Here is a 25,059-nt window from a genome sequence, read left to right as displayed (position 1 = left end):
CGATCCCCTCGTGAGTTTAGTTCTCGTCACGCACTTCCGAAGCGTCGAGCGCTGCGGCAAGGCGTTCGTCTTCACCATAGTAACGCGCGCGCTCCCAAAATCTGGGACGGCCGATTCCGGTCGAACGATGCCGGCCAATGATCTTGCCATTGGCGTCTTCGCCGAGGATTTCGTACACGAAGAGATCCTGCATGGTGACGACGTCGCCTTCGAGACCCATGACCTCGGTGATATGGGTGATGCGGCGGGAGCCATCGCGCAAACGCGCCGCCTGAATGATGACGTCGATAGACGAGACGATCATGTCACGAATGGTTTTGGCGGGAAGCGAGAAACCGCCCATGGTAATCATGGACTCGAGACGACCGAGCGCCTCGCGCGGCGAGTTGGCGTGCAGCGTGCCCATCGACCCGTCGTGACCCGTGTTCATCGCTTGCAGAAGGTCGAAGGCTTCCGGTCCGCGAACCTCGCCGACGATGATGCGTTCAGGACGCATGCGCAGACAGTTCTTGACGAGATCGCGCATGGTGACGGCCCCGTGCCCTTCGAGGTTCGGCGGGCGCGTTTCGAGGCGCACCACATGCGGCTGCTGGAGTTGCAGCTCGGCGGCGTCCTCGCAGGTGATCACGCGCTCGTCGCCCTCGATATAGTTCGTCAGACAGTTTAGCAGAGTCGTCTTGCCCGAACCTGTGCCGCCAGAGATCAGGACGTTGCAGCGCACGCGGCCGATGATCTTCAGCACCTCGCCGCCTTCCGGCGAAATGGCCCCGAAACGCATCAGCTGGTCGAGCGTCAGCTTGTCCTTCTTGAATTTACGAATTGTTAGCGCGGGCCCGTCGATGGCCAGCGGCGGCGCGATGACGTTGACGCGGGAGCCGTCGAGCAGACGCGCGTCGCAGATCGGCGAGGATTCGTCGACGCGGCGGCCGACTTGCGAGACGATGCGCTGACAAATGTTCATCAACTGCGAATTGTCTCGGAAACGAATATTCGTCAGCTGAATCTTGCCGCCGACTTCGATATAGGTCTTGAAGGCGCCATTCACCATGATGTCCGCAATGTCGTCGCGCGCAAGCAGCGGCTCGAGCGGTCCATAGCCGAGCACGTCGTTGCAGATGTCGTCGAGCAGCTCCTCCTGCTCGGCGATCGACATCACGACATTCTTGATCGCGATGATCTCGTTGACGATGTCGCGGATTTCCTCGCGCGCGTTCTCCGGATCGAGCTTGGAGAGCTGCGCGAGGTCGATGGCCTCGATCAATGCGCCGAAGATGACGCTTTTCGTGACGTAATATTCTTCGGACTTCTTCTGTTCCGGTGCGGGCGGCGCCGATGTCGATGCGGGTTCGATCGCCGCCGGCCCGGAGACCAGCGGCAATTGAGGCTTCACCGACGTCGTCGTCGGAGCGGTTGGCCCTCGCGGCTTCGCCGCCGCTTCGCCGACATTCGTACGCTTTCCGAACATTGCCGATTATCCTTGCGTCATTCCATCGATAGCCGCTCGCGTCAGCTCGCCTTCTTGCGCGACAGGCGTTGCAGCAACGGCGACAACAGCGTCTTCTTCGCGCGGCGGCCGGCCGCCTTGCCCATCAATGAACGGGCGACGTCGTCGAGCATCTCGACGATTTTGGAGCCGGCCTCCACCTCCGCCAGCATCTGCCCATTGTTCGCAGCCGTGCCGAAAAGCTTGGGCTCGAAGGGAACGATGGCGACCGGATCGATCTCGATCGCCTTTGTGAATTCGGTAAGCGAAATCTCCGGGCGACGGGGGACGCCGACATTGTTGAGGATGACGCGCGGCGGGCGATCGTTGACGCGCGCGGAACGCAGCACATCCACGACGGTTCTCGTATTGCGAAGATTTGCGAGGTCGGGCGACGCCACGACGACCACTTCGTCGGCGGCCACGAGAACGCGTCGCGTCCAGGCGCTCCACTGATGTGGCACGTCGAGAATGATGGCCGGCGTCGTCGAGCGCAGAATGTCGAGCGTCGCATCGAACGCCTGTTCGGGAAGGTCGTAGAGACGATCGACCGTCGCAGGCGCAGCGAGGAGGCTCAGCGTGTCGCTGCATTTCGACAGCAGCCTGTCGACGAAATTCGAATCCAGCCGCTCCGGCGAAAACACGGCGTCGGCGACGCCTTGCGGGGGATCCTGATTGAAGTCGAGGCCCGCCGTTCCGAAGGGAAGATCGAGATCGACGATCACTGTCTGATATTCGAGCAGGCGCGAGACAGACCATGCGAGATTATGCGCGATGGTCGAGGCGCCTACGCCGCCCTTGGCGCCGACGACCGCAATCATGCGGCCGAGCGCTTCCGAGCTGGAGCCATTGTAGAGAAGCGACACCTGACCGATGAAGCTGAGAATATCGAAAGGAGCGACGACATAGTCGCTTACGCCGCGCGACGTCAGCTCACGGTAAAGCGCAATGTCGTTCTCATGGCCGACGACCATCACTTTCGTGCCGGCGTCGCAAAACTCCGCGAGAGATTCGAGTTGCTCGATGAGCGTGATCCGATCGGAAAACGTCTCGAGAACGATGAGATTGGGCGTGGGCGCCGAGCGATAGGCCTCGACGGCCGCGAGCACGCCGCCCATGTGCACCTTCACATGCGCCTTGCTCATGCGGCGATCCTGGGCCGCATTCTCGATGACCTTCGCGACGTCCTGAGACTCGCAGAACGCCTGGATCGAGATCCTCGGAACCGGCGCAATCTGCGTCGCGCTTTCGCTGGGCGTCACCTGGCGCTCGACTGACGTATCGACCATTACTGGCCTCCCACATTGCTGATAGAGGACGGCTTGAGTCTCCACTGCGTCGTCGGATCCTCGCCTCGACGCACGCGGTTGATGGCGCGCATGCGCATTTCGATGTCGCTGGCGGTCTCTCCGCGCGGCACGGCGAGATCGCGGGGATCGGCGACCTGCGCCGAGAGCGTCTGTTGCGAGGCGCAGCCGAAATTCCAGTAACTTTGGTTTTCCCATCCCTGCAGCGACGTGCCGGAGGCGAGATCCGTCGGCCACTCGCCGCAGCGGCCCGAGACTTTCGCCTTGAGCGACTGGAACGACAGCCGGATCGGCGCGGCAAGACGCGGGTCCGTCACCGAATAGGTTCCGACGAGAATATTGCCTCTCAGTCCGGCCGCGGCCAAAGCGCGCCGAACCGCAGAGACGCCCGCCGCCGAATAGGGCGCGCCGACTGGCGTCAGCAGCGTGACCTGACCGTGGCCGAACTCGCGATAGTGCTCGACGAATTCCTTGATACGCCCTTCAGTCGTGTAATCGACTCCGCCGTGAACGACCGACGGGAAGAGATCGATCACATGCGGCGCCTCGGCCAGAACGACAGGATGGCGGTCATGATAATCATAAGGCGCCACCGGCGGCGGCAATACGCGGTTGACGCCGCAGGCGCCGAGCGGCGCCGTCAGCAGCAACGCCAGAACTTTGCCGGCGCGCAATGCCCGTAGCGTCTTCGCTGATCTTGCAAAGCCGCCGGCTTGCGTCTTCGCGATTTCCAAATTGGTCGACATATTCGTCATCCCTCGCGGCCGTGGAGCCTAGTCGTGAATGAAGCCGATACGGCCCTTGAAGTTCTGCATGAGCTGCGGATTGTTGCGCGTCGAATAGATGCGGTTGACGCGGCCCAGCAGCCAGCCTTGCGGATCGCTCGCATCGGCGAAGCCGTCATCCGGACGCGATACGTCCTGCGCGCTCAGCGGCCGCACGATGTAGGGCGTGACGATGACGAGCAGCTCGGTCTCGTTGCGCAGATAGTCGCGCGAGCGGAACAGCGCGCCGAGGATCGGCAGATTGAGCAGGCCCGGCAGACCGGAAATCGCCTGCGAGGATTTTTGCGTCAGCAAACCCGCCGTGGCGATCGAGCCGCCCGACGGCAACTCCACCGAGGTTTCGTTCTTGCGGGTCTTGAAGCCAGGAACGGCGACGTTGGCGTAAGTGAATGTGTTTTGCAGATCGACCTCGGTCACTTCCGCCGCGAGATGCAGATGAATGCGGCCTTCGGAGAGGACGATCGGAACGAAATTCAGCGACACGCCATAGGATTTAAAGGTGATGCCCGGCGAACAGATCGGCTGGCCGCCGCCATTGGTGAAGAAAGTACAGGAGCCGGAGCCCGGAACGGCGATTTCGCCGCCGACGAGCATCTTTGCGGCCTCCCCGGAGACAGCCGTCACCGTCGGCTCGGCGAGGATGCGCGAAACGCCGTAGCGCTCGAACGCCTTGAGAGTGGCGTTGGTGTTGTTCGGCCCATTGATGATCAACGCGCTGTTCGACATCGTCGGGTTGATCGCGAATGGGTTCTCCTGGACGAGTTTTCCCCATGAGCCGTTCAAGATCGTCTCGCCGCCCGCCTGCGCGGAGAAGCCGAGTTGCTTGATGACCTTGCGTTCGACTTCGGCGACGGTGACCTTCAGCATCACCTGCTCTTCGCCGCGGATGGTCAGCGCATTGATGACGTTGCCATCGGCCGAGCCGCCGACGCCGCCGACCTGCGAATTCGAGGCCTGTCCTGCGACTCCTCCGCCGCCGCCCGCGCCGCCTCCCATGGCGCGCGAGGCGAAGCCCTTTGCGATGTCCACCGCGCGCAACGCCTCGCCGGCGGACGAGACCGTGCCGGTAAGGATGATGATGTCGTTCACGGTGCGCGCGGTGATATTCGACTTCGGCAGCGCCGCTTTCAGCAGCGGGGCCAGTTCGCCGACGTCGCGGCCGATGCTGATTTCCAGATTGGCGACCTGGCGTCCGCTCGAGTCGACGGCGAAGATCGTCGTCTGCCCGGCGTCCATGCCCATGATGTAAAGCTTGCGCGCAGAGCGCACGATCGCGTCGGCGACTTTCGGATTGCCGACGACGACTTCCGTTGCGTCGCGCGGCAGATCGACGATGATCGACTTGCCAACGCCCATCGAGATGCGACGCGCCAGCATCGCATTGTCGCCCGACTCGACGCCCACGCCGGGGCCCTGCGCATGGGCCGGCGCGATCCCGGTCGCGGTCGCGACCGCCACCGTAGCCCAGACGGCGCCGATCACATTCTGCATCAAGCGGCTCATGCGCGACGCTCCTCGCAATTTCGTGGTTTCAGGAAGTAGGGAGTTCATGACGGCGATCATTTCGTGCGCAGATTCGCGGCGACGCCGTGCCGCACGACCGTGAGACTGTCGTCGCTACCGGGATCAGCCGGCGCCTCGGCGGCAGCGTCCTTGTTGATGGCGTCGGTGATCGGGCGGAGCGACAGCACCAGCTGCCCGGTGCGCTGCGCGAGGACGACGAGTTCGGCCTGGCGCGGATCGAGTTCGAGCGTCGCGGTGGAGCCGGTCACGACGGGCTCGGCGCCCTTTTTCTCGATGGTCTGACCCATCGCGAGAACGCGCACGTTCGAAAGCACGACCTCCGAGTTGTAGACTTCGTGCCCGAGATCCTTCGTCGCTTCCGTGTCGCGATAGGTTCGCAGCACGTCGACGCGGTCATTGGGCAGGATGAAGCCGCCGGCCGTATTGTTCAGCGTGACGTCGATGGCGATGGCGCGCTTGCCGGGCGACAGCATCGTCGACATGAGGCCGGCGGTGACGCCCTTGATCAGACGATCCTTGCGAATCGGCTCGCCGCCGGCGATGGGGATGCGCACGTAGGAGGATTTGACTTCCTCCTGCGCATTCGGGGACTCGGTCTTCGTCAGCGATCCCACGGGAACCGACGTCTTGGGCCACTCGACCCAGGCCATGTCCTGATCGACGATTTCCGTGCCGTAGGTCAGATCACGCGTCGCGACCAGAACCTGCTCGGTGTTCATCGGCGGCGGCGCGACCACGACAGGCGCCTGCGGCGGCGGGCTGGAGCTGTTCATCATCATGAACGCGCCGCCGCCCGCGGCGACGGCGACTGCCAGGACTGCGATCTGTGCCTTGTTCATCGTGAATCTTCCAACCGCCAAGTTCTAGGTTGGCACGATTGAACCGGATAAACGTCAAATTAGGGTTAATCAGATGTTACAAAACGTCGACATTTCACGAATGTGTACTTTTATTCAAGAACGTTGATATTTAAAGCCTTCGGGGGCGCATGGATGCCCCTCCCCGCAAAAACGGGCGTATCGGCGCGGCTCTTTCCGTCAATTTGCCGTCGCCTGCGGGGCGCGATCATCAAGGTCTCTCGCGCCCGACCGGCCGGCTATCAGAGGCCGCCGAGCTTCAGGAAAAGGCCGGTCTGCGGGTAGACGAGGAGCCCCGCGACGGCGAGCGCGATGCCATAGGGCACGCCATTGGTCTTCTCGGCCAGGCGCGCGATGAACGCGACGGACAGAACCCTGCGCGGCAGATCATGCCGGCGCAGTTCTATGATGATGACCGTCAGCACCCCGCCCGCGATCGACGCCACGAGACCGTAATCGAGAAGATGCTCCCAGCCGAGCCAGAGCGCGGTCGCCGAGGCGAGCTTCGCGTCACCGCCGCCGACCCAGCCGAACTGGAACAGGACGAATGTGAGCGCCAGCATCGCGAGCCCGGAGGAAACATGCAACCCGAAGGTCTGCAAGGGAATGGGCAGATAGACCGCCAGCGCCAAATAGACGAGCACCAGAAGGGCGGAGACCCGATTGGGTATCGTCATCGTGAAAAGATCGGAGAAGGCGGCGAAGACCATCATGGTCGGAAAGACGATAAGCGCCAGAGCCTCGATCATGGGGCGATCCTGTTCGACATCGAAACGGACGTCGCGAGGCTTCGCTGCGTCCCATGAGAAAATTACGTTCGAATGATTGAACTACGGTTAAGCTTTCGTCTGCCAGCGAAGGCGTTGAAAAAAGTCAGCGGCCCCGTTTCCGGGGCCGCCGCGGCTATAATATTCGCGTCGTCGGGATCAGGCGAGGTTGCCCGAAACCTTGGCGAAGGTGCCCGACAGGTTGGTGCCGAGAGCGCGGACGCCAGCGATGATCGCAACGCCGATCAGAGAGGCGATCAGGCCGTATTCAATCGCGGTGGCGCCGGACTCGTCCTTCACGAAACGCGAGAAAATCTTGTTCATTTTGCTGCTCCGAGATTCAATTTCACTCCATCGAACCGCGCCCTTGAAACATTACGGCGCCGCCCGAACAACGTGAACTTAGCCTTTGAACCTTTCAAACTGGTTGATCGGACGAGGGCAATGTCGGTAACGAAACAAAAGGCTGACGAATCCCCTCGCGCCAATATACGGAAAGTTGTGCCGGGCAAGGCATGAATCCGTCGCGCCGACGGCATGTCATCGATCGTGCGAGGACGTTCTTATATAAAAGAAATACTTGTATACGTTCGACCTTCTGCAGCTGTCCGCCGTCGACGGACGGCGGGGCCCGCGCCACCCTCGTGGTCCTTTCAGTATTCATTCACCATTAGCTGCTTTATTCGCTCACGCCGCACGGCAACGCTTCAGTTGCGCATCAGGCGGCCGCCCGATCGTCAGTCCGTCGAAGGGCGCGTGACCAATTACGAGCTCGCGAAAAGCGCCGTCGGCGCCACGCGACAGCGCCGCACGGTGAACCGCATGACACTCGTTCCGTCTTTCTTTCGCGGGGCCCTGCTTCTGGCCTTCGGCGTTTTCGGCCTCGAATCCATGGCGACGGACGCGAGCGCAAAGGAGCGTCCGATTCGCGTCGAACTCGATTATGCGCGGATCGTCAGGATTCCTCCCGGCGCGCAGACGCTCGTCATCGGAAACCCGCTCGTCGCCGACGTGACCATGCTGCGCAACAGTCAGCTGATGGTGATTACTGGAAAGAGCTTCGGCACGACCAATCTGATCGTGCTCGACCGCACTGGGGCGCAAGTCGGCGAGTCCATCGTCACTGTGGCGCCAGCGGAAGACAAGCTCGTCGTGCAGCGCGGCATGCATCGGGAGTCCTACTCCTGCAATCCAAGATGCGCGAAGGCCGTCGATCTCGCCGATGATTCCCAATACATGAGCCAGACCATCGACGCGGTGAAGGCGCATGACGGCGCCGCGACGTCAACGCGCCGGTAAGGAGCATTTCCCGTCAGTAACCAAGAGTCGCCGTGCGAAGCCTGACAGCGCGATATCGAAGCTTTCGGTAACGAGCCATCAACCAATCGCCTGCAGTTTGTCTGCAATAGCCAAGGTGGAGCCTCGCTCCATTCATTCGCTGTGCGGGACATGACCATGAGATTTGCTGGCCGATTGAAATCCCGGCTATTCCAAAAGATCGACGCCCTTCTCCCCCGTAATGGATTCATCGCCGATCGCGAGGGCACGACGGCGGTGGAATTCGCGATGATCGCCGTTCCCTTCCTGGGCTTGATCGGCGCCATCTTCGAGACCGGCACGATCTACTTCAGAACCGCGCAATTGCAGATGGCGACCGAAACCGCGAGCCGCGCGGTGCTCACGCACAGCACCGCCGCGGGCCTAACCTACAAGCAGTTCGTCGACAACAACATCTGCACCTGGAAAACGCAGGGCGTCGTGAAGCCGGGCACGCTATCGACGATGTTCGACTGCGACAAGATCATGGTGGACGTTCGCAGTCCCGCGAACTGGGGCGCGGCCGACACCGGAAACAATTTCTACAATTCGCCCAACGCCGGCGGCAGCGTCATCGCGATGCCGGCGCCGGGTCAGATCGCAATCGTCCGTATCGCCTATCCGATGACGGTGATCTCCGGCATTCTCGGCGGCGGCGTCTTCAAGGGTCAGAGCTATGGCCAGATTCGCACCGGACAGGTGCAATACAACAGCGCATGGACCAACATGCTGATGGGAATCGCGGCCTTCCGGGTGGAGCCGTGACGATGGCGCCCGCCTCTCGCAAAATCACGCTCGCGCAGGATGATCGCGGCATCGCCGCCGTTGAATTCGCGCTGGTTCTCCCGCTGATGCTGATGATCTATCTCGGCCTCGTGGAGCTCTCGCGCGGCATGCGCGCGGCGCAGAAACTCGATCTCGTCGCTCATACGCTCGCCGATCTGACGGCGCAGCAACTCACCGGCGGATCGAACACCGGTCAGGCCGGCCTGACCGAGGCGGACATCACCGCTGTGTTCTCGGCGGCGACCACGATCATGTCGCCGCTGCCGACGGCCAATCTCAAGATGACGATCTCCGAGGTCGCCATCACGTCGCCTTCCGCCGGCGTATGGCAGGCGAAAACGACATGGACCGTGACGAGAAACAGCGCGACCGCCCGCCCCTGCCAGATCCTGACGGCGCAGGACGCGACGCCAGTCTCCTTCACGAGCATGCCCACCAGCTACACCACGGTTACGAACGGCGTAAATCCGACGGTGGGGCCGGTCATCGTCGCCGATGTGGTCTACAACTATTCGCCGGGCGTCCACTTCGAGATCTTCAAATGGGGTTCGCCGCCGACCTGGACCATGCAGCGCACGAGCTATGCGCCGGTGCGCAACACCTACGTCCCGAGCCATATCCAGTATTTCATGACGTCGGGCGTGAATTGCCAGGCGCCGACGCCCTGAGGCGCCGGCTCCGCAATCAGATCGTCTGATTATAGGCGCCGACCTCGGGGTTTTCCCGCAGCACGGCGTCGATTGCGGCGAACATCTCGCGCATGCGCGCTTCGGACGCCGGGCTTTCCACGACGACCACCAGTTCCGGTTTGTTCGACGACGCGCGCACGAGACCCCATGTGCCGTCCGCGACCGTGACGCGAACGCCATTGACGGTGACAACGTCGCGGATCGGCTGGCCGATCAGTTGCTCGCCGCGCGCGCGCATGCCCTCGATGCGAGCCGTCACTTTTTTCACCACGTCGTATTTCTTTTCGTCGTCGCAATGCGGCGACATTGTCGGCGATCCCCATGTCTTGGGAAGATCATTGTAGAGATCCGCCATGGACTTCGTCGGATTGCGGTCCAGCATTTCCAGCACATGCACCGCGGTGAGAAGGCCGTCGTCGTAACCACGGCCGATCGGCGCATTGAAGAAGAAATGGCCGGATTTCTCGAAACCCGCGAGCGCATTCATCTCGCTCACGCGGCGCTTGATGTAGGAGTGACCCGTCTTCCAATATTCGGTGTGCACGTTGCGCGCGACGAGTTCGGGATCGGTCGCGAAGAGGCCCGTGGATTTCACGTCGACGACGAATTTCGCGCCCGGATAGACTCTGGAGAGATCGCGCGCGAGCATCACGCCGATCTTGTCGGCGAATATCTCCTCGCCGTTATTATCCACGACGCCGCAACGGTCGCCGTCGCCGTCGAAGCCCAGCCCGACGTCTGCGCCCGTCTCGCGCACCTTGTCGGCGATGGCGTGCAGCATCTCCATGTCTTCGGGATTGGGATTGTAACGCGGGAAAGTGTAATCCGGCTCGATGTCGAGCGGGATCACCTCGCAGCCCAGCCGCTCCAGCATCTGCGGCGCGAAGGCGCCTGCCGTGCCGTTGCCGCAGGCGGCCACGACCTTCATCTTACGTGAGAACTCGGGACGGCGCGTGAGATCGTCGAGATAGCGCGCGCCGAAATTCTCGACGTAATGATAGGAGCCTCCGCCCGCCTCGCGAAACTTGCCGGAAAGCACGATTTCCTTCAGCCGGCTCATCTCCTCGGGACCGAAGGTCACGGGCCGCTGCGCGCCCATTTTCACGCCCGTCCAGCCGTTGTCGTTGTGCGAGGCGGTCACCATTGCGACGGCCGGCGCATCGAGTTCGAATTGCGCGAAATAGGCCATGGGCGACAGCGCGAGCCCGATGTCGCGCACACGCACGCCCGCCGCCATCAGCCCGCTCACCAGCGCCAGTTTGATCGAGGCGGAATAGCTGCGGTAGTCGTGTCCGACGACGATCTCCGGCGCAACGCCCATCTCGCGCAGCAGCGCGCCGAGCCCGAGCCCCAGCGCCTGCACGCCCATCAGATTGAGGTCCGGTCCAAACAGCCAGCGCGCGTCATATTCGCGAAAGCCGGTCGGCTTCACGAGCGGCTTCTGTTCATATTCAAATGTGTTGGGCGCCAAATTCTGGACAGGCGTCGGGAACATTTTGGATCCTTGATATGTCGGCGTCTGGGGTTGACGCACCGTTTACACTGTCGCGCCGCGCCTGCAAAATCAGCGCGTGGCCGGACAGCGAAAAGGCCGGGGACAAATCTTCCCGGCGGCAAAAGGCATATAGCGCGTGATTGCGTCGCGGCGAATGCGCGAGGCAAGCGGGAGACAACGCGACGCAGGGTATGGCAGCGGACAGTCCCGGGGCGCGCCGCCCCTGAGGGCCTACTGCCGCAACACCAGCGCCCCGGAGGCCACCTCGAAACGTGACAGTTTCGAGAGGAAGGTCATGCCGAGGAGGCTGGAATTCAGCGCGCCGCGCTCGCCGACCAGGGCGTCGACGTCGTAGACGACGAGGTTGCCAACGCGCACGTCGTGAAGTTTCACGCGCGCGACATGGGCGACGCCATTCGCCGTATTGGCGGAATATTTATAGTCGGCCGGCGCCGGAAAGACGCCGATTGCCGAGGCGTCCTCATATGAGAGCGCGACCGTGGTGGCGCCCGTGTCTACGAGCATGTTCGAGATCCGCGCGCCGTTGATCTCCGCATCGGTGGAATATTGTCCCATGGCGTCGGCGGCGATGCGATATTCGTTGCGTGCGGCCGCCAATGCGACCCGGTTCGGGGCTGCGGGCGCGGCGGCGCCTTTCTGCGACGCAGGGCGCGCGGCGGCCGGCGGATGTTTTCCCGCGGCGAAATGGCTCAGCATGTTGGCCATCACAAGCGCGACGAAAATGGCGATCACCGAGATTTGAAGCTGCTTGCCCAGCATGGCGCCTTTCCCGCGACTGCGAATTGAAGCGGCGCCGACGGATCGGAAACCGGCCGGCGGAAGTGCTGGAGCCACACTATGAGGAAATGCTTGCCTCGCCCTTAAGGCGATCTCCCAAAGACGCGGTTCGAGGCTTGACGTCTTCTCGCCCTGCTAGCCGCGCGGCTTCGCGCGCGTCGTCGGCGCGGCGCTGGCGGGATCGTCGGGCCACAAATGACGCGGATAACGGCCTCTCATCTCCTTCTTCACGTCATTCCACGAACCCGCCCAGAAGTTCGGCAGATCGCGCGTCGTCTGGATCGGGCGATGCGCCGGCGACAGCAGTTCGAGCGTCAGCGGCGCGCGGCCGCGCGCGAGCGTCGGATGGCTCGACAGCCCGTAAAGCTCCTGCACGCGCACGGAGAGAAGCGGCCCGTTGGGCGCGGCGTAGTCGAGCGCGTGGCGCGAGCCGGCCGGCGTCTCGAAATAGGCCGGCGCCTCGGAATCGAGACGACGCGACAATTCGTAGGGCAGAAGATAGGCGAGCGCCGCGTCGAGGTCGCCGGGCGTGATGTCGGCGAGCGACGCGCGGCCGATGATGCAGGGCGCGAGCCATTCCGCAACGCTCTCGGCAAGCGCGGCGTCGCTCAGGTCCGGCCACTCCTCGCCCTCCGCGCGCCGCAGGAACGCGACGCGGTCGCGCAACTGCGCCTGCCCCTTCGTCCATGGCAATCGTGAAAGACCCAGCGTGGCGGCGCCCTTCGCCAGCGCCTGCGCGCTTTCCTCGGTCGCCTCGACGGAAAGGTTCTGTTCGCTGAGCCGGATTGCGCCGAGGCGGCGGAAACGGCGCCGGCGCAGACTGGCGCTGGATGCGTCGAATACAGTCTCGTCGCGCGTCTCGATGCGGTCGCCCGCGATCGCCTCGATCTCCTCGGCGCTCAATGCGCAGGCGGCGAGAATGCGCGCCTGCGCCGCGCGTCCGGTGATTTCCGCCACGGCCAGAGAGGGCGCCCGCGACAGCGGGTCTTCGACGGAAAGGCTCGCGGCGCGGCCGTTGGCCATCAGGAACTCCCCGCGCGCGCCGCGCGATTTGGCGAGGCGGTCGGGAAAAGCGAGCGCGACCAGCGCGCCGTCGGAAAGCTGCGCGCGCTTGTTCGCAGGCGCCGCCGCTTTCGCCTGCCGCGCCCAGTTCGCCGCAAGGCGCCTCGCGTCGCGCGCGCGCTTCGAGCCGTCGCCCTGAAACCGGTCCGCGCGGTGGGAGAGGTCCGCGTCGTTTCCGCCGAGCCCGCGCTCGGAAAGCAGCATCGCAAGGTCGGCGGCCCGCTCGGCCTCGCCGTGGCGCGCGGCTTCCAGCACCATCCGCGCGAGACGCGGCGGCAGGGGGAGCGCGCGCAGCGCCCTGCCCTCTTCCGTCAGCCGCCCGTCGGCGTCGAGCGCGCCCAGCTCCCGATCGAGCGCCACCGCCTCTTTCCACGCCGGAGCCGGCGGCGGATCGAGCCACGCGAGCTGGCCCGGATCATTCACGCCCCAGGCGGCGAGATCGAGCGCGAGGCTGGAGAGATCGGCCGCGAGAATTTCGGGACTCGCAAAGGCGGGCAGCGACGCGGTCTGCGGCTCGTCCCACAGGCGGTAACAGACGCCGGGCTCCGTGCGCCCCGCGCGGCCGCGGCGCTGATCGACGCTCGCGCGCGCGGCCCGAACCGTTTCCAGCCGCGAGAGCCCGAGGTCCGGTTCGTAAAGCTGCACCCGCGACAGGCCGCAGTCGATGACGACGCGAACCCCCTCGATGGTCAGCGAGGTTTCCGCAATGGAGGTCGCGAGCACCACCTTTCGACGCCCCGGCGGGGAGGGAGAAATGGCGCGGTCCTGCTCGGCGCGATCCAGCGCGCCGTATAGCGGGGCGATGTCGACGCCCTCCAGCCGCGCCTCGGCGAGCCGCGAGGCGACGCGCATGATCTCGCCCTGTCCCGGCAGAAAGGCCAGCGCCGAACCGCGCTCCTCGCGCAAGGCGCGCAGAATGGCGCGGGTCATCGCGTCCTCGATGCGCTCATTGGCGTCACGGCCGAGATAGCGCGTCTCGACGTCGAAGGCGCGGCCCTCGCTTGCGACCGTCCGCGCTTCGCCCATCAGCGCGGCGACGCGGGCGCCGTCGAGAGTCGCGGACATGGCGACGAGGCGCAGGTCGTCGCGCAGCCCGCCCTGCGCATCCAGCGCCAGCGCGAGACCGAGGTCGGCGTCGAGCGAGCGCTCGTGATATTCGTCGAAGAGCACGGCCGCCACGCCTTCGAGCGCCGGATCGTCGAGGATCATGCGCGCAAAGACGCCTTCCGTGACCACCTCGATTCGCGTCTTCGGGGAGACTTTCGACTCGAGACGCATGCGCAGGCCGACCGTCTCGCCGACGCTTTCGCCCAGCGTCGAGGCCATGCGGTTCGCAGCGGCGCGCGCGGCGAGGCGGCGAGGCTCCAGCAGGATCAGCTTGCGGCCCGTAGCCCATTCCGCGTCGAGGAGGGCGAGCGGAACGCGCGTCGTCTTGCCGGCGCCGGGCGGCGCGACGATGACGAGATTTGGCGCGGACGCCAGCGCGGCCTCGATCTGCGGCAACACGGCGTCGATGGGGAGTGCGTCCGTCAGGCGGGTCAATTCGGGCTCGATCAACAAAAAAGGGCGCTCCCTCCGGGTGGAGGGAGCGCCCTCAATATCAGGCTTCGTCTTACGCCGCCTGCTGGATCGCCGAGAGCTTCCATTCCTGCGGCCCGGCGCCGGCCGGGCGGCGGAAGGTCCAGACCTCTACAGCCTCGGACTTGCCCGGAGAGCCGGGCGTCGGCTTGCCGGTGGCGCGGTCCTCCATCACGTCGTTGAGCGAGAAGCGCATGGCGACGGTGGCGTATTCATCCGATCCCTCGCGCCAGGCTTCCGACAGGTCGCCCTGCAGGAGCTTCACGTCCGAGACGCGGTTGACCACGCCCTTGCGACGATTCTCGTCCAGCTCGTCGTCGAAGTAGGACGCCATTTCCGGCGTGGACATCATGCGCAGCGCGCCGAGGTCCTCGCGGCTGTAGGCGGCCTGCGTCTCGCCGAGCAGGCGCTCGAAGGCGTTGAAGTCCTCCGCCTGCACCTTCAGCGGCGTGGCGCGCGCGCCCTGCGGCGCGGCGCCGGAGCCGAAGCCCGCAGCGCGAAACCCGCCAGCTCCCGGCCCCTTGGCGCCGAACGGCGCGCCGCCCGTGAACATCGAGCCGAAGGGCGCACCGGGGCGCGAGCCCGCGCCCGCCGGAGCGTTGCGGTTCGCCCACCACATGAAGGCCATGCGGGCGAGGAACACGACCAGCGCAATCTGCATCAGGAAGCCGATGATCGACATGAAGCCGCCGATGCCGCCGAAGAAGCCATTGCCGGTCAGCAGGCCGAACAAACCCGCGCCGAGCAGGCCGCCCGCGAGACCGCCGAGCAGTCCGCGGCCGAAGGACGAGCCCCCGAAGGCGGGATTATAGCCCGGCTGGCTCATGCCCGGTCCCGGGCGCGGCGTGATCGAGCGCTCGAACGGCGACGCCATGCCGGGCGCCGTCCGCGTCGACGGCGGCGCCGACCAGCTGCGCGAGCCCCTGCTGCCAAAACTGCCGCCGCCGCCCATGCGCGCCTCCGCAATCGCGGGCGCGAGCGCCAGAAGGGCGGCAAGAGCCAGTGAAATCAGCGATCCGCGCTTGAGCGCAAAAAACCGCGTCATAGTGATTTTTCCCCTTTCGCTGGGAGCGAGGCTCCCCTTGCCGAAAGAATATAGGGAGCGCCCGGGCCGACTGCAAAGAGCGAGACCGAGGGAATCGAGAGCGGAGTGACGCCAGCGCAGGCGCGAGTTTCCCGCAGGCGCATAACGCGCTAAACCCCGCCCATGCGCCAATATCTCGACCTGCTCGATAAAATCCTTCGCGAAGGCGTCCGCAAGGAGGACCGCACCGGCACCGGCACGCTGTCGATCTTCGGCCATCAGATGCGATTCGATCTGGCGCAGGGCTTCCCGCTGGTCACGACGAAGCGGGTGCACCTCAAGTCCATCATCCACGAGCTGCTCTGGTTCCTGAGGGGCGACACGAATATCGCCTATCTGCGCGAAAACGGCGTCACCATCTGGGACGAATGGGCCGACGAATCTGGCGACCTCGGCCCGGTCTATGGCCGGCAATGGCGCGCCTGGCCAACGCCGGGCGGCGAGACGATCGACCAGATCTCCTGGCTCGTGGAAGAGATAAAGAAGAGTCCTTTCTCGCGCCGCCTCATCGTCTCCGCCTGGAACGTGGCCGAGATCGACAGGATGGCGCTCGCGCCCTGCCACTGCCTGTTCCAGTTCCATGTGGCGGAGATCGACGGGCAAAAGCGCCTCTCCTGCCAGCTCTACCAGCGATCGGCGGATGTCTTTCTGGGCGTGCCCTTCAATGTCGCGAGCTATGCGCTGCTCACCCAAATGGTCGCTCAGGTCACGGGCTGCGTTCCCGGCGATTTCGTGCACAGCTTCGGCGACGCGCATCTTTACCTGAACCATCTGGAACAGGCGCGCACGCAACTCGCTCGCGAGCCGAAGCCCCTGCCCCGCCTGCGGCTCAACCCCTCGATAACGTCGCTGTTCGACTTCAAATATGAGGACATCGCGATCGAGGGCTACGAATCATGGCCGGCGCTCGCCGCGCCCATCGCCGTTTGAGAGGCATCCATGCAGCCAAAGCTTGTCGCCGTCGTCGCGCGCGCGAAGAACGGTGTGATCGGCGCCAACAACGACCTGCCCTGGCGGCTGTCGAGCGATCTCAAGCGCTTCAAGGCGCTGACCATGGGCAAGCCCATGATCATGGGCCGGCGCACATGGGATTCCATCGGCCGCCCCCTGCCGGGCCGCGAGATCGTCGTCCTCACCCGTGACCCCGGTTTTCGGGCCGAAGGCGCGCATGTCGCCACCAGCCCGGCCGAGGCGCTCGCCACCGCCCGCCGACTCGCCGCGCTGGTGGGGGCGCAGGAGATCATCATCGCCGGCGGCGGCGACGTCTTTCGCGCCTATCTCGACCAGACCGACGTGATCGAGCTGACCGAGGTCGCGCTGGAAACCATCGGCGACGCGCATTTCCCCGCGCTCGATCCCGCCGAGTGGGAGGAAAGCGCCCGCGAAGCCCCGCAGCGCGGGCCAAAGGACGAGGCGGACTTTCATTACGTGACACTTCGCCGACGGAGTGAACGAAGCGCCGAATAAATGCGCAAAGACCAGTTGCGGGAACGGCCTCCTGTGGCTATAAGGCCCCTCGAAAGCGGCCGTTGCGCCGCTGGATCGGAGTGTAGCGCAGCCTGGTAGCGCACCTCGTTCGGGACGAGGGGGTCGGAGGTTCGAATCCTCTCACTCCGACCATAACTTAGCTCAGTCGAGCAAACCTCCCGCCGGTGGTTCCACGACAGGAACTTTCGCCACGCCGCGCCGCAAACGGCCGATCCTTGCGCATCGAGCGCTCGGTTACAGCGGGTAGAGGGTTAGGATCAGCTACCACCGCCAGCCTATATCGAGACAGGCTACGATGCGCCCGCTACTCGGGTGGCTCTCGTCGCGAGCGTGGGCGAAGCGCGCGTTCCGCCCTCACCCCCGGCATTTCAACCAACTCTCCCTGTCAAAAAGCGGTCCGCAGCCCCGCTGGACAAGGGCGGAAACCCGGGCCGGAAAATTTCCCCCTCCCCGAGACGGGGACCGCGCCATCGCTGATCTCGCGATATCCAACCGCGCTTGCAGATAGCGAAAGCCACGCAACTTTCCTCCTCGCCAGCAAGCGAGTGTTGGAGACAATATACGAAACATCATTTATGTTATATATGGAAGGCTGAACATACGGACATTCCATGCCCGGGGATGGAGGCAGCGAGGCCATTTCGTCCCGGCCGAAGGGTAAAAAACATGAAAAACGCTCATCTCTTAAATACCGATAGCCGTGATAAAAAGGCGATGGAATACGGCCGCCGTCTAGCCGCGGCGAACGCACGTATAGAGGAACTGGAGCGGGATCTCGCGCGAGTGAAACGCGAACGGGATTATGCAAGGGAAGAACGTTCTGAAGCGCTTTATAATTTCACGATCGTCCGGGACGACTTAGAAAACGTGCAAAAACACTTGGACGAAACACTTCAGGACCTTGCCGCGGCGCGGCGGGAGCGGGGCAAGGCGCTGGAACGCGGTGACGATTAAGAACGCGACCCCACAAAAGGCTGACCGCCGAGAGGGGGCGGCTTGTCAACACGCCTGATGCGATGAAGCACTTCGGCGATTTGTCGCGGCGCGCCTTGATTACATTTAAAATGAATTGAACAGGATTTCGCGGCCGACGGATTTATGAAAGCCCTGACATTTTTGTCGTGAAGCGCAGTCATCAGGCTGGTTTGACGCGCAAGCCGCCTGAAGAAAGAACTGCGCCACGGGGAAGTGGTCAGCACGGAAAATGGGACAAGATTTCGCTGCATTCTTCGCGCCCTTCGCGCTGCTGATCGGCGCGGCGCTGCTGGCGATCGGCCTGCTGTCGCTGCTTGGCGCGCATTTCCTCGCCAATGTGTGGCGCGAGCGCGTCGCTCTCGCGCTTGGCCTCGGTCTTCTCGTCGCCGCCGAGATCGCTATCGCCTTCAGCGGGCTCAGTCTGCGCTTCTTCAATGGTCAAAGGGCGGACGTTCTTCAGTGCAGGCAGGAGGCGGAAACGAATTTTCCGGCGGAGCGGCACAAGGACAGTCCCATCATCAACGACAACATCATCGCCTGCATGCAGCGCTATCGATATGACTGGACGTCGGACCATCGCCGGTGCCGCGAGTCGCCAGTCGCGACGAACCCTTTCTGCTACCTCCCCGCCCGGCCATTCGATCGCTGGCTCACACGCCTGCAAATAATGCTGGAATGAGCGACCCTTTTCGTTTGGAAGCCAGAGAGTCGCCTCTTTGCGCACGAGCCGGATCGACCGGAACGCCCAACCGCCGATGTCTGGATTTTATCGGCCACGGCCCGTCGCCTGTGGGCAGTCAGCGCGACGCCGACGGAATGCGTTGCGACGGCACTTCATGCCGCACGGCCTATTTGAAAAAATAAGCGCCCGCTACCGCCGCCAGAGCCATCAGCGGCAGGGGATTCATGTGGGTGATCATCAGGATGATGAACACCGCAGCGGCGACGGCCGCGCCGTGTGCGCCGACAACCGCCACTTTGGCGATGCTGATGACGCCCGCCAGAAGCAAGCCGATCGAAACCGTTCCGAGAGCCCGCTGGATCGACGCGCGCCAGGGCCAATCGGAAAGATGCGCCCAGATTCGCCCCACCCACAAGGTCAGCAGGCCTGTCGGCAGGAAAAAGCCGAAGGTCACCGCCAGCGCCCCCAGCGGCCCGGCGACCCATTGGCCGATGCCGGCGATCATCATCATGTTCGGCCCGGGCGCCATTTGGCCGATGCTGTAGAGATGGACGAGCTGATCTTCCGTCAGCCAGTGGAAAACATCCACCGTGAGGTATTTCATCTCCGGGAACGCCGCCATTCCGCCGCCCACCGTGAGGAGCGACAGATAGGCGAAGACGCCCACAAGGGCGATCATCTGCTTCATTCGCCGCCCTCCCCCGTCCCGCCGCCTCGCGGGCGAAAGCAGAATGTCGCGATGAACCCCACGACCGCCAGCACGAGCAGAATCGGCTGGTGCAGATAGCTGACCGCGAACACCGTCACGACGACGAAGATGACGTCGCCGAGACCTCTGACAGTCTTGATGCCGAGCTGGACCGTCACATAGAGCACCATGCCGACCGCCGCCGCCGAAACGCCATGGAGAATCGCATTGACGTCGCCCGGCCCTTTGTGGGCGGAACCGTAGGCGGCGGCCGCCGCCACCATGATGAGTCCTCCGGGCAGACAGATTCCCACCAATGCCGCCATCGCCCCCGCCGTCCCGCGCAGGCGGTCGCCAACGAGAATGGCCATGTTGGACGCGTTGAGGCCTGGCAAGGACTGACAGATCGACAGCAATTCGACAAAAGTCTCGTCGTCCAGCCACTTCAGCGAACCCACGAGACTGGAGCGCAGATAGCCGACCACGCCGCCGCCGAGGCTGGTGGCGCCTATCATCAGGAACGCAAGGAAAATTCTGGCAACCGAAACCTGCGGCCCGGCGGGGCTTGCGTCACTCATGGCTTTGCGGCGGGTTGCCCTTGAGACGGTAGACGGCGCCGGTCTTTGTCGTGCCGAGACTGATCCAGTCCTGGGCCTCGTGCTGAAGCAGCTTGAAAAACTCGATGCTTCTTTCCACCGCCTTGGCGCTCAAATCCTCGCGCCGCTGAAACTTGCACTGATAAGAGAATTCTCCCACTACCTGATGCTGATCGCCGCGCGTGCGCCATACCGCCACATTACTCGCCGCCTCGAACCCTTTGCCGAAATCCAGCGTGCCGAGTTGTTGCAGCACTTCCTCGACCGCCGTGCGGTTGACGAGTTGCACATGCTCCCGCTTTCCCCCCAGCAAAGGTTGAAGCGCGGGAAAAACCTTCACGAGCGTTGCGGATGACGTCAGGTCGTCGCCCAAATTCAAAGGATGCAGCTTGAATTCGACATTGTGCGAAAACAGCGAGCGGGCGCCGCCGATGCGATCCTTCCGCGGCAGCCATTCTTCCTTGAACTTGATGCGGTAATTTCCCCGAATACTGGGCCGCACGTCCAGTTGCGACGCCGTCTCCAGGTCCGGATGGCGGAACTTGAACACGATTTCCGGCTCGCCGGCGGGGAAACCGTCTTCATAGGCTATGCGGCGACGCAAAATGAAAGCGTTATTGTAAAGCCTGAAATCCTTGGTGTCGAGAAACAGCACTTCCCGGATTTGCGGCCGAAGGCCCTCGGTCGGCTCCGTTTCGAAATCGACGCGCGCCTGTTTCGCCGCCTTGCGGACAATCTTGGCAAAATCCCTGAAACTCTGGACGGACGTGAAACGAAGCCCGTTCAGGATAATTTTGGCCTCGATATAGTGGACTTCGTCGAGCGGATGGCCGTCTGAATAAGAGCGTTCCCCTTGAGCGTTTGTTGGGACATTCGCATTATCTTCCAACGATATCCCTCCACCCGAATTTAGCAAGCGCGCCGTGCGGCGCGTCACAAGATCGCCGCGGTTGCAACATGCACGGCCGTTGACTTTGTCTCACTGTAGAGCCTGATCGGTCAAGATATCCTCACTTTGTCGCTCTCGAACCGCCTCACCCTATTGCGCCGCATTCTCGAATCCATAACGCAGAAGGCGCGATAATCGACGGGATTTTGTCGATCGATGACGGCTTGCAGATTGATTGAGCTACGCGCTCGAGGCCACGACGTTCTGCTTTTCCGGTGGCCGTAGCCGGGTCCGCGTCGTAATTTGGAGAGCGGGACCCGGATGACGCGCTCAAATATATTCAGGAGGAGGGAACAATGCACGTTCCGAAGGCTTTGCGCAGCCCCCTCGCACGCAAGATGTGGGTTGCCTACGCGACCGCGACCATTCTTGTTTCGCTCTCGGTCCTCGCGATATATGTCAACGCCTATGACGACAACGGGCTGACGGATCGTCTTCGCGCAATAGGAAGCTTCACCCGACAAGCGATGCGCGTCGTGTCCTTCCCACTCGGACTGCCTTTTGGCGCATTGGCGAACGGTCCGCTGCAGGCGATATTCGGCTGTGACAAGCCAAACGAACCCTGCGGCGTCTTTGTCGACTGGTGGACTCATTTCGCAGCGTTAGTCGCTCAAATAATATCCCTTCGCCTGATGATCCGCGAGAAAACGTAAAGATCGCTGGAGACCGTGAATTTGGCGTTTTTTTACCTCGCTCGCGCGGAACTGACTGCGGCCCGAAATAATCCGAACCCGAACCGCATTCATTAAAATTCGCCAAGTCTGACAATAGTGCTTTTCACCTTCTCATATGACGACCTCCACACGAAAGCCGACGCCCTCGCGCAAGCTTCATGAACTAGCCTTCGGCCGAGAGGCTTCGCTCATGAGCATCGAGAAAATTGCTCCCTTGTCGCATTCGCCTGTCGACGCCCTCACAGCGCGGCCGGGCGCCCCGATTCCCGTCACGCCGCATCCGACGTCAGTCGCAGCCGGCTCGCTTCCCGCCTTCGAAGCGGGAACGCCCGCTAATTTCTTCGACAGCATAAGTCTGCCATTGCCAGCCTACGCTCAACAAAACGACGAGCCAACGCCAGCCCATCCGCTCGGCGCGACATATGCGCGCGAATCTGCTCTTGCGAATGTCGCGCAACTCGTCGGCGGCCGTCTGCCGCCCACCGCGATCGCGCTGGAGGTCGCCGCAATGTTGCGCAATGCGGCGAATGATCACGAAATATCGATCATGCATCTGATAGCAGACACCGAAGCAATAAAGCCGAATCTCATGCCTTCCCGCAATGCGGCCGAATCACGTTTCTCGCTTTTCGCGCCCCTTCTCGCATACGGCGATGAAGGCGAGACAACGCCTCTGGATATCTTTCTGACGCGCATCAACGCACGGCAATGGGAGGCCGCCGTCTTTCGACGGCCGATCGACCTTGCCGAACCGGGTTTTCCCTATTCAGAGCCGCCCATCGACCTCTACCGGCTCGTCATCGACCCCTCTACAGGGCAGATCCTCGCCAGCGTCGCACAACAATTGGCGAAGCGCGATTTCTTGTCGCCGTCCACGCAGCCGCCAGTCGACCTCGGCCGCGCGCTGCGCGCCGCGATGATCGTCATCGCCGCCACAGGCGCTACGTTCATTATTGCAAAGGTGGTATCTAAACTCGTCGCCCTATGCTTTTTCGTCACCGCTCTCGGTCTGGTCATCAACGTCCCGATCGAGCGAGTCGGTCTCGGAAAGACCAGCGTTACGCCGTCGCGCCGGCGTCGACCGTAAGCACTGTCCCCGTCACGTTGCGGGCTTTTTCATCCAGCAGGAACGAAACCGCATTCGCAACGTCGTCCGGGACGGCCAGTCGCCGCAACGCCGCACGGCCAGCAATTTTTGCGCGATCGTCGCCGTCGAGCGACGCGGTCATTTCAGTCGCAATGAAGCCCGGCGCTATGGCGTTGACCGTTATGCCCATGCGTCCCACCTCCCGCGCCAGCGATCTCGTGAAACCCTCGAGCGCCGCCTTCGTCGCGCCATACACGGAAAGTCCGCTATATCCCGTCGAGGCGATGATCGACGATATGTTGATTACGCGCCCTTCGCCCGCCGACATCATGTTGCGCACGACATATTTTGAAAGCACGATCGGCGCGGTGACATTGACGCGCGTGAGCAGTTCGATCTGCGAATTATGCATCGTCGCAAGCAGACCTTCCGAGCTGATGCCTGCGTTGTTGACGAGCCCATAGGGCGCGCCAAATTCCGTTTTCAAACGCAGAACAAAATCAGGGATCGCGCCTATTTCCTGAAGATCGAGCGCCGCAAACGCAAGCGCGCCGTCGCGCCGCACGATTTCGGCGCGTAGCTCATCGCTTTCCCGCCGCGCGACTGCGATTACGCGATAACCATCGTCGACGAGCCTCCTCGAAATCGCCAGCCCGAGACCGCGGCTCCCGCCAGTGACAATGACATTGCGCATCATGACCGCCCGCGCAGAAGCTTGCCGCCCGCAGACATGGCGAGCGACGGAACGAAATCTATCGTCGCCGGAGTCTTGCGCCTTCCTAATTGCGCCCGACACCTCTCTGCAATTTCCTCGCGCAACGCACGTTTACGCTCGGGCGACGGCTCGCCATCCTTCAAAATAACTTGCGCGACAATGAGATCGCCGGTGATAGGACTGCGTCGAGCCTTGACGAGCGACATGTAGACGGCCTCGTGCATGTTGATTACCTGCTCGACTTCTTCCGGATGCACCTTCAGTCCGCCGACATTGATGGTGCCGGCGCGGCGTCCTTTGAAATAAAATCGATCGCCCCGCAGCTCGACGAGATCGTCGGTATCGATGAATCCATCGGAATCCGCGATGCACAAATCATCGCGCCCGACATAACGCCTGGCCGTTCGTCGCGACCGAACGCGCAGAGAGCCGTCGACGACGCGCATTTCGACATCGCCTACGCCATCGAGATAGGAAGCGGGAAATCCCTCCCGTCCATCCTTCACCTCGAACCCTACTCCGGCCTCCGTTGAAGCATAGGCGTGAACAATCTGCGCCTCTCGATAAGTCGCCTTCAAACTGTCGAGTATCGCCCGATCGGCGATCTCGCCGGAAAGACGCACATAGCGCGGTGAAATGCGCAACGCATCGGGACTCATCAGCAACCGTCTCCAATGCGATGGCGTGCCGGACATATGCGTGACGCCGACGCCGGCCATGCGCGCCACATGATCGGAAAGCGACTCGTCAGCTTCATTCAGAACAAGAGTCGCTCCGCACGTCGCGGCGCGCAGGAAAATCTGCATCCCGCCATAACGTCGGATATCATAGAAGGTGCCCCATACCGGCGCCGTCTCGGATGAAGGCCGCGCCGTCGCGCCCAGTAGTCCAGCAAGACGATGCGCGACAAGCTTCGGCGCACCGGTCGTCCCGGATGTCGGCATCACCCATTCCGTGTCGATCGCCTCCATCCGCGGCTCGTCGCAAGGCGCCAACGGCCCAACGATAATGCGCGGCAGATTCGCGCCAAAGTCGCTCGCCCCGTCGTCACAGACGATCGCCTCGACGCCCGCCTGTTCGATGGCGGAGGCGAGGCTTTCGACGGTGAAATCCGGCGGGACGATCACCATGCGCGACGCGAGGCCATCCAGCTCGAGCATCGCGAGAGCGCTGAAAAATTGCGATCTAACGCCGACGAGCACGGATTTCCCGACAAGTTCATTATGGCCGCCTTTCAGAATCGAACCGTCGATCGCCGTCCTCCACGCCGCCACGGCGCCCTGCGCGCGAATGCAGGCCTCCGCATCGCTAACAGAGGCCCGCGCCATGTCGCGCAGGGAAGCCACGTCACGCGTCGACATGTTCGTAAAGCGCTACGAAGTCCCCGAGCGTGACAGGGAAATACACCTCCTCCGACGCTGTGAAGGGGTCGAGTCCAAGTTCATCTTCCAACCGTGCGACTATGATCGCGAAGCAGAGCGAATCCAGACCCGAATTCGCCAGAACGAGATCGTCGTCAAGGGGCGCCAGCTTCTTGTCCTGCTCGGCGGCGACCTCTTTCATGATGGAAAACACTGTTAACCGTACGCTCATCGGCGTTATTCCCTTCATGTTCGAATAACTAAACCGTAGCTATAACTCACCTGCAGCCGCAAGTTCTTCAGTAGCGAATG

Annotated in this window: 26 protein-coding genes and 1 tRNA gene; 10 read left to right on the top strand and 17 right to left on the bottom strand. The window is 63.0% G+C overall.

Annotated features, from left to right (window positions below; all coding sequences use genetic code 11):
• Positions 1–16: 16 nt before the first annotated feature.
• The 7 genes from MET49242_RS02805 to MET49242_RS02775 all read right to left on the bottom strand — a co-directional run bounded on the left by MET49242_RS02805 (position 17) and on the right by MET49242_RS02775 (position 7,047).
• A complete protein-coding gene (locus MET49242_RS02805; RefSeq protein WP_036280505.1) occupies positions 17–1,465 on the bottom strand; it encodes a CpaF family protein in 1,449 nt (482 codons plus the stop codon).
• 41 nt (positions 1,466–1,506) lie between these two features.
• The gene (locus MET49242_RS02800; protein ID WP_036280503.1) at positions 1,507–2,772 is read right to left on the bottom strand and encodes an AAA family ATPase; all 1,266 of its coding nucleotides are present in this window, start codon (positions 2,770–2,772) and stop codon (positions 1,507–1,509) included.
• Positions 2,772–3,536 (bottom strand): CpaD family pilus assembly protein, encoded by a 765-nt coding sequence (locus MET49242_RS02795; protein WP_036286653.1) that lies wholly within the window; start codon positions 3,534–3,536, stop codon positions 2,772–2,774. The genes MET49242_RS02800 and MET49242_RS02795 overlap by 1 nt, the downstream gene beginning before the upstream one ends.
• A 27-nt stretch (positions 3,537–3,563) precedes the next feature.
• Positions 3,564–5,078 carry a type II and III secretion system protein family protein gene (locus MET49242_RS02790; RefSeq protein ID WP_036280500.1) on the bottom strand — a complete coding sequence of 505 codons (1,515 nt, stop codon included), beginning with the start codon at positions 5,076–5,078 and terminating at the stop codon, positions 3,564–3,566.
• A gap of 56 nt (positions 5,079–5,134) precedes the next feature.
• A complete protein-coding gene (gene cpaB, locus MET49242_RS02785; RefSeq protein ID WP_036280498.1) occupies positions 5,135–5,938 on the bottom strand; it encodes a Flp pilus assembly protein CpaB in 804 nt (267 codons plus the stop codon).
• A 260-nt stretch (positions 5,939–6,198) separates the two neighbouring features.
• Positions 6,199–6,705, bottom strand: coding sequence for a prepilin peptidase (locus MET49242_RS02780; RefSeq protein WP_036280497.1), 507 nt, complete (start codon positions 6,703–6,705; stop codon positions 6,199–6,201).
• 177 nt (positions 6,706–6,882) lie between these two features.
• A complete protein-coding gene (locus MET49242_RS02775) occupies positions 6,883–7,047 on the bottom strand; it encodes a Flp family type IVb pilin (protein WP_036280494.1) in 165 nt (54 codons plus the stop codon).
• Positions 7,048–7,479: 432 nt separating this feature from the next.
• Between MET49242_RS02775 and MET49242_RS24680 the strand changes: the two genes are divergently transcribed.
• From MET49242_RS24680 to MET49242_RS02760, 3 genes are all read left to right on the top strand, one after another.
• Entirely contained in the window at positions 7,480–8,022 is a 543-nt protein-coding gene (locus tag MET49242_RS24680; RefSeq protein WP_158497239.1) for a pilus assembly protein N-terminal domain-containing protein, read from the top strand.
• Between the two features lie 156 nt (positions 8,023–8,178).
• Positions 8,179–8,805: a TadE/TadG family type IV pilus assembly protein gene (locus tag MET49242_RS02765; protein WP_036280492.1), complete on the top strand. Its 627-nt coding sequence runs from the start codon at positions 8,179–8,181 to the stop codon at positions 8,803–8,805.
• A gap of 2 nt (positions 8,806–8,807) precedes the next feature.
• Positions 8,808–9,494 carry a TadE/TadG family type IV pilus assembly protein gene (locus MET49242_RS02760; RefSeq protein WP_244430665.1) on the top strand — a complete coding sequence of 229 codons (687 nt, stop codon included), beginning with the start codon at positions 8,808–8,810 and terminating at the stop codon, positions 9,492–9,494.
• Positions 9,495–9,510: 16 nt separating this feature from the next.
• On the opposite strand, the gene MET49242_RS02755 is transcribed toward MET49242_RS02760, so the two are convergent.
• The 4 genes from MET49242_RS02755 to MET49242_RS02740 form a co-directional block, all read right to left on the bottom strand.
• Positions 9,511–11,010 carry a phosphomannomutase/phosphoglucomutase gene (locus MET49242_RS02755; RefSeq protein WP_036286649.1) on the bottom strand — a complete coding sequence of 500 codons (1,500 nt, stop codon included), beginning with the start codon at positions 11,008–11,010 and terminating at the stop codon, positions 9,511–9,513.
• A gap of 231 nt (positions 11,011–11,241) precedes the next feature.
• Positions 11,242–11,790, bottom strand: a complete 549-nt coding sequence (locus MET49242_RS02750) for a TIGR02281 family clan AA aspartic protease (RefSeq protein WP_036280487.1) — start codon at positions 11,788–11,790, stop codon at positions 11,242–11,244.
• 153 nt (positions 11,791–11,943) lie between these two features.
• Positions 11,944–14,412, bottom strand: a complete 2,469-nt coding sequence (hrpB, locus tag MET49242_RS02745; protein WP_036286646.1) for an ATP-dependent helicase HrpB — start codon at positions 14,410–14,412, stop codon at positions 11,944–11,946.
• Positions 14,413–14,482: 70 nt separating this feature from the next.
• Positions 14,483–15,493: a TIM44-like domain-containing protein gene (locus MET49242_RS02740; RefSeq protein ID WP_036280484.1), complete on the bottom strand. Its 1,011-nt coding sequence runs from the start codon at positions 15,491–15,493 to the stop codon at positions 14,483–14,485.
• Between the two features lie 162 nt (positions 15,494–15,655).
• Here MET49242_RS02740 and MET49242_RS02735 point away from each other — a divergent pair, with 162 nt between their 5' ends.
• The 5 genes from MET49242_RS02735 (at position 15,656) to MET49242_RS02715 (ending at position 18,674) form a co-directional block, all read left to right on the top strand.
• Positions 15,656–16,462 carry a thymidylate synthase gene (locus tag MET49242_RS02735; RefSeq protein WP_036280482.1) on the top strand — a complete coding sequence of 269 codons (807 nt, stop codon included), beginning with the start codon at positions 15,656–15,658 and terminating at the stop codon, positions 16,460–16,462.
• A 9-nt stretch (positions 16,463–16,471) separates the two neighbouring features.
• Positions 16,472–16,999, top strand: coding sequence for a dihydrofolate reductase (locus tag MET49242_RS02730; RefSeq protein ID WP_036280479.1), 528 nt, complete (start codon positions 16,472–16,474; stop codon positions 16,997–16,999).
• 76 nt (positions 17,000–17,075) lie between these two features.
• Positions 17,076–17,152: transfer RNA gene (locus tag MET49242_RS02725), tRNA-Pro, on the top strand.
• A 534-nt stretch (positions 17,153–17,686) separates the two neighbouring features.
• Positions 17,687–17,974: a hypothetical protein gene (locus MET49242_RS02720; protein WP_036280476.1), complete on the top strand. Its 288-nt coding sequence runs from the start codon at positions 17,687–17,689 to the stop codon at positions 17,972–17,974.
• A 250-nt stretch (positions 17,975–18,224) separates the two neighbouring features.
• Positions 18,225–18,674, top strand: coding sequence for a hypothetical protein (locus MET49242_RS02715; protein ID WP_036280474.1), 450 nt, complete (start codon positions 18,225–18,227; stop codon positions 18,672–18,674).
• A gap of 169 nt (positions 18,675–18,843) precedes the next feature.
• Here MET49242_RS02715 and MET49242_RS02710 read toward each other — a convergent pair whose 3' ends face one another.
• From MET49242_RS02710 to MET49242_RS02700, 3 genes are read right to left on the bottom strand one after another with little or no spacing between them, the layout of a single operon-like run.
• Positions 18,844–19,365, bottom strand: a complete 522-nt coding sequence (locus tag MET49242_RS02710; protein ID WP_036280473.1) for a chromate transporter — start codon at positions 19,363–19,365, stop codon at positions 18,844–18,846.
• Positions 19,362–19,943, bottom strand: coding sequence for a chromate transporter (locus MET49242_RS02705; RefSeq protein ID WP_036280470.1), 582 nt, complete (start codon positions 19,941–19,943; stop codon positions 19,362–19,364). The genes MET49242_RS02710 and MET49242_RS02705 overlap by 4 nt, the downstream gene beginning before the upstream one ends.
• On the bottom strand, positions 19,936–20,850 hold the full coding sequence (locus MET49242_RS02700) for a hypothetical protein (RefSeq protein ID WP_051133956.1): 915 nt from the start codon (positions 20,848–20,850) through the stop codon (positions 19,936–19,938). Before MET49242_RS02700 ends, MET49242_RS02705 begins: the two co-directional genes overlap by 8 nt.
• Positions 20,851–21,206: 356 nt before the next feature.
• Between MET49242_RS02700 and MET49242_RS02695 the strand changes: the two genes are divergently transcribed.
• Positions 21,207–21,563 carry a hypothetical protein gene (locus MET49242_RS02695; RefSeq protein WP_144259442.1) on the top strand — a complete coding sequence of 119 codons (357 nt, stop codon included), beginning with the start codon at positions 21,207–21,209 and terminating at the stop codon, positions 21,561–21,563.
• A gap of 211 nt (positions 21,564–21,774) precedes the next feature.
• A complete protein-coding gene (locus MET49242_RS02690) occupies positions 21,775–22,671 on the top strand; it encodes a hypothetical protein (RefSeq protein ID WP_144259441.1) in 897 nt (298 codons plus the stop codon).
• Here MET49242_RS02690 and MET49242_RS02685 read toward each other — a convergent pair.
• Genes MET49242_RS02685 through MET49242_RS02675 form a run of 3 tightly spaced genes read right to left on the bottom strand, consistent with a single transcriptional unit; the run spans position 22,643 to position 24,979 of the window.
• Positions 22,643–23,365, bottom strand: a complete 723-nt coding sequence (locus tag MET49242_RS02685) for an SDR family NAD(P)-dependent oxidoreductase (protein ID WP_036286640.1) — start codon at positions 23,363–23,365, stop codon at positions 22,643–22,645. The two genes, MET49242_RS02690 and MET49242_RS02685, sit on opposite strands and share 29 nt — an antisense overlap.
• On the bottom strand, positions 23,365–24,747 hold the full coding sequence (locus MET49242_RS02680; RefSeq protein ID WP_036280462.1) for a class I adenylate-forming enzyme family protein: 1,383 nt from the start codon (positions 24,745–24,747) through the stop codon (positions 23,365–23,367). Before MET49242_RS02680 ends, MET49242_RS02685 begins: the two co-directional genes overlap by 1 nt.
• Positions 24,734–24,979, bottom strand: coding sequence for a phosphopantetheine-binding protein (locus MET49242_RS02675; RefSeq protein ID WP_144259440.1), 246 nt, complete (start codon positions 24,977–24,979; stop codon positions 24,734–24,736). Before MET49242_RS02675 ends, MET49242_RS02680 begins: the two co-directional genes overlap by 14 nt.
• Positions 24,980–25,059: the final 80 nt, after the last annotated feature.

This window comes from Methylocystis sp. ATCC 49242 (genome assembly GCF_000188155.2).
In the GTDB taxonomy this organism is placed as follows: domain Bacteria; phylum Pseudomonadota; class Alphaproteobacteria; order Rhizobiales; family Beijerinckiaceae; genus Methylocystis.
Note: the sequence above shows the minus strand (reverse complement) of the source record. Positions and strands in the feature narration are given on the sequence as shown.